Annotated in this window: 9 protein-coding genes; 5 read left to right on the forward strand and 4 right to left on the reverse strand. The window is 68.3% G+C overall.

Annotated features, from left to right (window positions below; all coding sequences use genetic code 11):
• Nucleotides 1-32 precede the first annotated feature (32 nt).
• Genes pstC through pstB form a run of 3 tightly spaced genes read left to right on the forward strand, consistent with a single transcriptional unit; the run spans nucleotide 33 to nucleotide 2,909 of the window.
• A complete protein-coding gene (gene pstC, locus ABZ078_RS27270) occupies nucleotides 33-1,040 on the forward strand; it encodes a phosphate ABC transporter permease subunit PstC (protein ID WP_356579380.1) in 1,008 nt (335 codons plus the stop codon).
• Complete coding sequence (gene pstA, locus ABZ078_RS27275) at nucleotides 1,037-2,086, forward strand: phosphate ABC transporter permease PstA (RefSeq protein WP_356579382.1); 1,050 nt, start codon at nucleotides 1,037-1,039, stop codon at nucleotides 2,084-2,086. Before pstC ends, pstA begins: the two co-directional genes overlap by 4 nt.
• 46 nt (nucleotides 2,087-2,132) lie before the next feature.
• Nucleotides 2,133-2,909 carry a phosphate ABC transporter ATP-binding protein PstB gene (gene pstB, locus ABZ078_RS27280; RefSeq protein ID WP_356579384.1) on the forward strand — a complete coding sequence of 259 codons (777 nt, stop codon included), beginning with the start codon at nucleotides 2,133-2,135 and terminating at the stop codon, nucleotides 2,907-2,909.
• A 155-nt stretch (nucleotides 2,910-3,064) separates the two neighbouring features.
• Here pstB and ABZ078_RS27285 read toward each other — a convergent pair whose 3' ends face one another.
• Nucleotides 3,065-4,063 carry an inorganic phosphate transporter gene (locus ABZ078_RS27285; protein ID WP_356579386.1) on the reverse strand — a complete coding sequence of 333 codons (999 nt, stop codon included), beginning with the start codon at nucleotides 4,061-4,063 and terminating at the stop codon, nucleotides 3,065-3,067.
• Between the two features lie 7 nt (nucleotides 4,064-4,070).
• Nucleotides 4,071-4,691, reverse strand: a complete 621-nt coding sequence (locus ABZ078_RS27290) for a DUF47 family protein (RefSeq protein WP_067020308.1) — start codon at nucleotides 4,689-4,691, stop codon at nucleotides 4,071-4,073.
• A gap of 237 nt (nucleotides 4,692-4,928) precedes the next feature.
• Between ABZ078_RS27290 and ABZ078_RS27295 the strand changes: the two genes are divergently transcribed.
• Nucleotides 4,929-5,315, forward strand: a complete 387-nt coding sequence (locus tag ABZ078_RS27295) for a metal-sensitive transcriptional regulator (RefSeq protein WP_356579388.1) — start codon at nucleotides 4,929-4,931, stop codon at nucleotides 5,313-5,315.
• A gap of 54 nt (nucleotides 5,316-5,369) precedes the next feature.
• Here ABZ078_RS27295 and ABZ078_RS27300 read toward each other — a convergent pair whose 3' ends face one another.
• The gene (locus ABZ078_RS27300) at nucleotides 5,370-5,546 is read right to left on the reverse strand and encodes a hypothetical protein (protein ID WP_356579390.1); all 177 of its coding nucleotides are present in this window, start codon (nucleotides 5,544-5,546) and stop codon (nucleotides 5,370-5,372) included.
• A gap of 110 nt (nucleotides 5,547-5,656) precedes the next feature.
• Entirely contained in the window at nucleotides 5,657-6,496 is an 840-nt protein-coding gene (locus ABZ078_RS27305; RefSeq protein ID WP_356579392.1) for a hypothetical protein, read from the reverse strand.
• A gap of 127 nt (nucleotides 6,497-6,623) precedes the next feature.
• On the opposite strand from ABZ078_RS27305, the gene ABZ078_RS27310 reads away from it, so the two are divergent.
• Nucleotides 6,624-6,803 (forward strand): hypothetical protein, encoded by a 180-nt coding sequence (locus ABZ078_RS27310; RefSeq protein WP_356579394.1) that lies wholly within the window; start codon nucleotides 6,624-6,626, stop codon nucleotides 6,801-6,803.
• Nucleotides 6,804-6,999 lie beyond the last annotated feature (196 nt).

The raw sequence follows: 6,999 nt of genomic DNA on the forward strand, positions 1-6,999 counted from the left end.
ACCGCATGCGGCTCCGCAGACCGGAGAACCCGATGGATATATCGACGAAGAACATCCAAGCTCCTCCCCCCACCCCAGAGCCCTCGCCGACCGAGCAGAAGCGTGCCGCTCGGGGCGCCACCCGACCCGGTGACCGGATCTTCCTCGGTCTCTCCCGCGGGTCGGGCATCTTCCTGCTGGTGATCATGGCCGCCATCGCGGTCTTCCTCACCTACCGCGCCAGCCTCGCGATCAGCAAGGACGAGGCGAACTTCCTCACCGCCTTCGAGTGGAACACCAGCGCGGTCCCGCCGAAGTTCGGCATCGCGGTCCTGGTCTACGGCACCATCGTCTCCTCGATCATCGCCATGATCATCGCGGTCCCGATCGCCGTCGCCATCGCGCTGTTCATCACGCACTACGCCCCGCGCAGGCTCGGCGGCACGATCGCGTACGTGATCGACCTGCTCGCCGCCGTGCCGTCGATCGTCTACGGCCTGTGGGGCGCCCTGATCCTCGTACCGCACATGAACGGCCTGTTCGGCTGGCTGGACTCGTACCTCGGCTGGACCGGCGTCTTCTCCTGGGACGGGGGCGCCCCCCGCTCGATGCTGACGGTCGGCATCCTGCTCGCGATCATGATCCTGCCGATCATCACCAACGTGAGCCGCGAGGTCTTCCGCCAGGTCCCGCAGATGCACGAGGAGGCGGCCCTGGCGCTCGGCGCCACCCGCTGGGAGGTCATCCGCATGGCGGTCCTCCCCTTCGGCCGCTCCGGCGTGATCTCCGCCTCGATGCTCGGCCTCGGCCGCGCGCTCGGCGAGACGATGGCCGTGGCCACCGTGCTCTCCCCCAGCTTCGACATCCACGCCAGCCTGCTCAACCCGGGCGGCGGCACCTTCGCCCAGAACATCGCGAGCAAGTTCGGTGAGGCGAGCGAGTTCGGCCGGGACGCGCTGATCGCCTCCGGTCTCGTCCTGTTCGTCATCACCCTGCTCGTCAACGGCGCGGCCCGCGCGATCATCGCCCGCCGCAAGGAGTACTCGGGGGCCAACGCATGAGCACCGCCGCCACCGTCAGCACCCTCAAGGGTGCCCGTCTGCCCAAGTGGGCCCCGTACGGCATCGCGGTCGGCTCCGTCGCCGTCGCCGTCGGCATCGGCCTGGCCGCCGGCCTGCACAGCCGCGTCCAGTGGGGCCTGATCGCCGGTCTCCTCTTCGTCTTCGGCACGTACGTCATCGCCGCCCGCGTCGAGGGCATCCGGCAGGCCAAGGACCGCATCGCCACGTCGCTGGTCTGGGTGGCCTTCCTGCTCGCCGTCATCCCGCTGGTCTCCCTGATCTGGGAGACCGTGAAGCGCGGCGTGAAGGTCCTCGACGTCTACTTCCTGACCCACTCCATGGGCGTGGTCGCCGACTCCGAGCCGGGCGGTGGCATCTACCACGCCATCCTCGGCACTCTGGAGCAGGTCGGCCTCGCCACCCTGATCGCCGCGCCGATCGGCGTGCTCACCGCGATCTACCTGGTGGAGTACGGCCGGGGGAGCCTCGCCCGGGCCATCACCTTCTTCGTCGACGTCATGACCGGCATCCCGTCGATCGTCGCGGGTCTGTTCATCCTCAGCCTCATGCTGATGCTGGAGATGCAGCCCTTCGGCTTCGCCGGCTCGCTCGCGCTCGCGATCCTGATGATGCCGGTGGTCGTCCGCTCCACGGAGGAGATGCTCAAGCTCGTCCCGAACGAGCTGCGCGAGGCCTCCCTGGCACTCGGCGTCCCGAAGTGGCGCACCATCCTGAAGGTGGTCGTGCCGACCTCCATCGGCGGCATCACGACCGGCATCATGCTGGCGGTCGCCCGCATCACCGGCGAGACCGCCCCCGTGCTGCTGCTGGTGTTCGGCAACTCGTTCATCAACGCCAACCCCTTCGAGGGCGCGCAGGCGTCGCTGCCGCTGTACATCTACCAGCAGTACGCGAACAGCGCGGGTTCCCCGGCGGCGTACGACCGTGCGTGGGCGGCGTCGCTCACGCTGATCGCCTTCGTGATGATCCTCAACCTGGTAGCCCGCGGGATCGCCCGCTGGAAGGCCCCGAAGACCGGTCGCTGACGCGGCCACACAGCGACCGATCTGAATTTCTGGAAGTGAAGCAGACATGGCCAAGCGAATCGACGTAAGCGGGCTCACCGCCTATTACGGCTCCCACAAGGCGATCGAAGACATCTCGATGACGGTCGAGCCCCGCTCGGTGACGGCCTTCATCGGCCCCTCCGGCTGCGGCAAGTCGACGTTCCTGCGCACACTGAACCGTATGCACGAGGTCACCTCCGGCGGCCGGGTCGAGGGCAAGGTGCTGCTGGACGACGAGGACCTGTACGGCGCCGGGGTCGACCCGGTGTCCGTGCGCCGGGAGATCGGCATGGTCTTCCAGCGCCCGAACCCCTTCCCCACCATGTCGATCTTCGACAACGTGGCGGCGGGGCTGCGCCTGAACGGCAACTACAAGAAAAGCGAGCTGCAGGACATCGTCGAGAAGTCCCTGAAGGGCGCCAACCTCTGGAACGAGGTGAAGGACCGCCTCAACAAGCCCGGCTCGGGCCTGTCCGGCGGCCAGCAGCAGCGACTGTGCATCGCGCGGGCGATCGCGGTGGAGCCCAAGGTGCTCCTCATGGACGAGCCCTGCTCGGCCCTGGACCCCATCTCGACCCTGGCGATCGAGGACCTGATCGGCGAGCTGAAGGAACGCTTCACGATCGTCATCGTGACGCACAACATGCAGCAGGCCGCCCGCGTCTCCGACCGCACCGCGTTCTTCAACCTGGCGGCGGTCGGCCAGCCCGGCAAGCTGATCGAGATCGACGACACGGAGCGCATCTTCTCCAACCCGTCGGTCCAGGCCACGGAGGACTACATCTCGGGCCGCTTCGGCTGAGCCGACGCCCGGCGATGTGAACGCCTCGCGGTGCTGCATGGCGGTGCCACCGCGAGGACGAAAAAGAGCCCGCCCCCTGGCTCCCGGGGGGCGGGCTCCTTTCCTGGCCTGACCGGTCCGGCGGCCACAGCGGCACGCCCTCCGAGGAAGGGGACCTACAGGAAGGCCAGATTGACGATCCAGAACGAGCACGCCGCCACGGCCGCCGCCGCCGGCATCGTGACGAACCACCCCAGCACGATGTTCTTGGCCACGCCCCACCGCACGGCGTTCACCCGCTTCGTCGCACCCACACCCATGATCGCGGAGGTGATCACATGGGTCGTGGAGATCGGCGCCTTGAAGAGGAAGGCGGTGACGAACATGATCGACGCGCCGGTCGTCTCGGCCGCGAACCCCTGCGGCGGGTCCAGCTCGATGATCTTCCGCCCCAGCGTCCGCATGATCCGCCAGCCACCGGCGTACGTCCCCAGCGACAGCATCACGGCGCACGCGATCTTCACCCACACCGGGATGGGATCGCCGTAGTCCTCGACATCGGCGATGACCAGCGCCATCACCACGATGCCCATCGTCTTCTGGGCGTCCTGGAGACCGTGCCCGAGCGCCATGCCCGCCGCCGAGACGGTCTGCGCTATACGGAACCCCCGCTTGGCCTTGTGCGGGTTGGCGTGCCGGAAGATCCACATGATCCCCGTCATCACCAGATAGCCCGCGCACAGCCCGACGATGGGCGAGACGAACATCGGGATGACGATCTTCTCCAGCACCCCGTGCCAGTACACGGTCGTCCCCCCGGCCAGCGCCGCCCCCACCATGCCGCCGAACAGCGCGTGCGAGGAGGACGAGGGCAGGCCGAAGTACCAGGTGATCATGTTCCAGGTGATCGCACCCACCAGCGCCGCGAAGAGGATGCCCATCCCCTTCGAGCCCTCGGGTGTCTGGATCAGGCCCTCACTGACCGTCTTGGCGACCCCGGAGCCGAGAAACGCACCGGCAAGGTTCATGACAGCGGCCATCGCCAGCGCGGCCCGGGGCGTCAGCGCCCGCGTCGACACGGAGGTGGCGATCGCGTTCGCCGAGTCGTGGAAGCCGTTGGTGTACGTGAAGAAGAGCGCGACCGCAATGGTCACGACCAGCGCGAAGGTGTCCATGGACGGGTCAGGACTCCTTGACGGCGATGGTCTCCACCGTGTTCGCCACGTGCTCGAAGGCGTCCGCCGCTTCCTCCAGCACATCCACGATCTGCTTGAGCTTGAGCACCTCGATGGCGTCGTACTTGCCGTTGAAGAGATGCGCGAGCAGCTTGCGGTGAATCTGGTCGGCCTGGTTCTCCAGCCGGTTGACCTCGATCCAGTACTCGGTGAGGTTGTCCATGGTCCGCAGGCTCGGCATGGCCTCGGCCGTGAGCTCCGCCGCCCTCGCCAGCACCTCGATCTGCTGCTCGACGCCCTTGGGCAGTTCCTCGACGTTATAGAGGACGACCAGGTCGACGGCCTCCTCCATGAAGTCCATGATGTCGTCGAGGGACGAGGCGAGGGAGTAGATGTCCTCGCGGTCGAACGGCGTGATGAACGAGGAGTTCAGCTGGTGGAAGATCGCGTGTGTGGCGTCGTCACCGGCGTGTTCCGCGGCCCTCATACGCTCGGCGATCTCGGCCCGGCCGGCGGTGTCCGCCCCGAGCAGTTCCATCAGGAGCTTGGAGCCCGTGACGATGTTGTCCGCGGACGCGGCGAACATGTCGTAGAAGCTCGTCTCCCGGGGGGTCAGACGAAATCGCACGTGGGGTCCTCAGGAAGCATCGGTTTCGGTCAGGCTGATGCTAGGCGCATCATCCGGCCACGGCTAATGGGCCGTCCTCCAGTGTCGCCCATCAGGCACAGTGGTCGGCACGGGGGCTGCCCAGTGGTCCAGTCCAGCGGCCGTTTCACGGAATCGGCCACAGGGTCCCCTACCCGGCAAAGTTCGCTAGGATATACCCAGTAGGGGTATATGAGCGGTTTACGTCTGGAGGACGCGATGACGACCACCGAGGCCGGCGCGGGTGCGCCCTCCGCCGCTGACCAGGCCAGGGAAACGCCTGTGACGGACGCCACGGACATCGTGACGGACCACGACCGCGGCGTCCACGGCTACCACAAGCAGAAGGACGAACACCTCAAGCGCCTGCGCCGCATCGAGGGCCAGATCCGCGGCTTGCAGCGGATGGTCGACGAGGACGTCTACTGCATCGACATACTCACGCAGGTGTCCGCCTCCACCAAGGCCCTGCAGTCCTTCGCCCTCCAACTGCTGGAGGAGCATTTGCGCCACTGCGTCGCCGACGCCGCACTCAAGGGCGGCGCGGAGATCGACGCGAAGGTGGAGGAGGCGACGAAGGCGATCGGCCGCCTGCTGCGGACGTGACGGCGGACGGGACGGCGGACGCGACGGCGCCCGGACACACCGGGCTCACCCATCTCACCGGGCCGATGCGTTCCGCTCCTCCGCGACGCGCAGCACCTCGTCGATGCTCTCCAGACTGAGCCGGTCCTCACGGGCGGCCGAGGCCGCGATGATCAGCTCCCCGCACAGCTCGATCTCGGCGAGGGCCACGTGGTCCTGAACTGCCGTACCGCCGACCGGAGCCACGCGCATCACCTCTTCTCTGCCGTTACCGACTTCCTAGAGTAGGGAGCGGCCTACACACCGCGCATGGCACGGACGGGCTAGTTCTTGACGCCCGTCACGCACGCATACGCCGGCCCTCACTCCTCGGCGATCTTGCCGGCGTAGATGTCGTCGGCGTCCGGCAGCCGTACGTCGACGGGGGCGCCGAAGTCGTACAGCAAGGTCGTCGAGGCGACGGCGACGGCACCGCCCTGCTGTCCGTTGACGAAGCTGAACCGGTGCCTGACCTTGCGGATCCGCCCGGCGTCGTCGAGATACACGTCATACGGCACCTGATCCGTGGCGAACCCTTTCGCCGCCGCCGCCAGGGACTCCTTGTTCCCCTCGGACGCCTTCCGGGCGGCAACGCCCAGGTCAGCCGTCCCCCGGTAGTGCCGCACCGGCGTACCGGCGACATCGTCCTCACCCACGTACTTCGCCGTCCGCGCGCCGCGCAGCACCTCGGCGGCGGCGAACGGATCGGTGGCGCCGCCGGTGACGAGGTTCCCGTCGGAGAGCGACCGCGTGTCGACACGCACCCATTTGTCGGCGGGCACGCCGGCACCCCGGTTCTTCATGAACAGAGCCCCGGGAGCGAGCAGCTCCTGGATCGGCCGCTGAGCGGTCGCTCCGGCGGGATCCTGCGGCAGCAGCACCTTCAGCCGCCCCACCCGCTCCCGGAAGTCGTACACGCCCTCGCCGCGGATGGTGACACGGGTGCCGCCGGTGGCCATCTCCATGGACGTACGGGCCTTGGAACTGCGGGCCTCGACGAGCGCGTCGGCGGCATCCCGCACGGCCTTCACCGCGTCGCTCCCTCGCGAGTCCTCGGCGGCGGCCCCGCTCTCCGCGCACCCGCTGCCGACCAGGCAGACGCACAAGACCCCAGCCGCGACGCCCGCCCCATGCCTCCGCCTGCCCTGCTGCCGCTCCGTCATCGCCGTCCTACCCCCAGCCGGTACGTCCGTCACGGGCCCCCTGTCGTTCCGGTTAACGACGGGTAGGTGCCCCTCGTCACGCCGACCGGAGGCGTTGCGCTTACTTGCCCTGGGTAACGTTGCCCACGTGGCGCAGCAAGACGGACCGACGTCTCCCCCAACCCCCCACGACTCCGAGGAGCACCGCACGACGACGGTGGAGAAGGGCCACTTCTGCTCAGCCCACTGCACCTGCGGCTGGCGGGGCCCGGCGAGACGCGCCCGAAGCTCGGCACGGGCGGACGCGGAGGGGCACGCGCGGGGGTGAGGGCGGGGGGGACGGCCGGGGACGGCCCCTCAAGCGAGGGTCACCGCCCGGCACCATCCAGCCCGTCCGGCGTTTGAGGACGAGGCCCGTTCAAGGCCGAAGCGAGCAGCCGCCCGGCTACCCGGCGGACGCCTACCACTACATCCTGATGAAGATCCTGATGGCCGCCCGCGCCAACAACCTCCAGGCGATCGAC

The sequence above is a fragment of the Streptomyces sp. NPDC006385 genome, assembly GCF_040612485.1.
Taxonomy (GTDB): Bacteria; Actinomycetota; Actinomycetes; order Streptomycetales; family Streptomycetaceae; genus Streptomyces.

Excerpts from the sequence above, each read along its gene's own strand:
- ABZ078_RS27285 (WP_356579386.1), bottom strand. The coding sequence starts at position 4,063 with ATGGACACCTTCGCGCTGGTCGTGACCATTGCGGTCGCGCTCTTCTTC.
- ABZ078_RS27300 (WP_356579390.1), bottom strand. The coding sequence starts at position 5,546 with ATGCGCGTGGCTCCGGTCGGCGGTACGGCAGTTCAGGACCACGTGGCC.
- ABZ078_RS27305 (WP_356579392.1), bottom strand. The coding sequence starts at position 6,496 with ATGACGGAGCGGCAGCAGGGCAGGCGGAGGCATGGGGCGGGCGTCGCG.
- ABZ078_RS27295 (WP_356579388.1), top strand. The coding sequence starts at position 4,929 with ATGACGACCACCGAGGCCGGCGCGGGTGCGCCCTCCGCCGCTGACCAG.
- pstC (WP_356579380.1), top strand. The coding sequence starts at position 33 with ATGGATATATCGACGAAGAACATCCAAGCTCCTCCCCCCACCCCAGAG.
- pstB (WP_356579384.1), top strand. The coding sequence starts at position 2,133 with ATGGCCAAGCGAATCGACGTAAGCGGGCTCACCGCCTATTACGGCTCC.
- pstA (WP_356579382.1), top strand. The coding sequence starts at position 1,037 with ATGAGCACCGCCGCCACCGTCAGCACCCTCAAGGGTGCCCGTCTGCCC.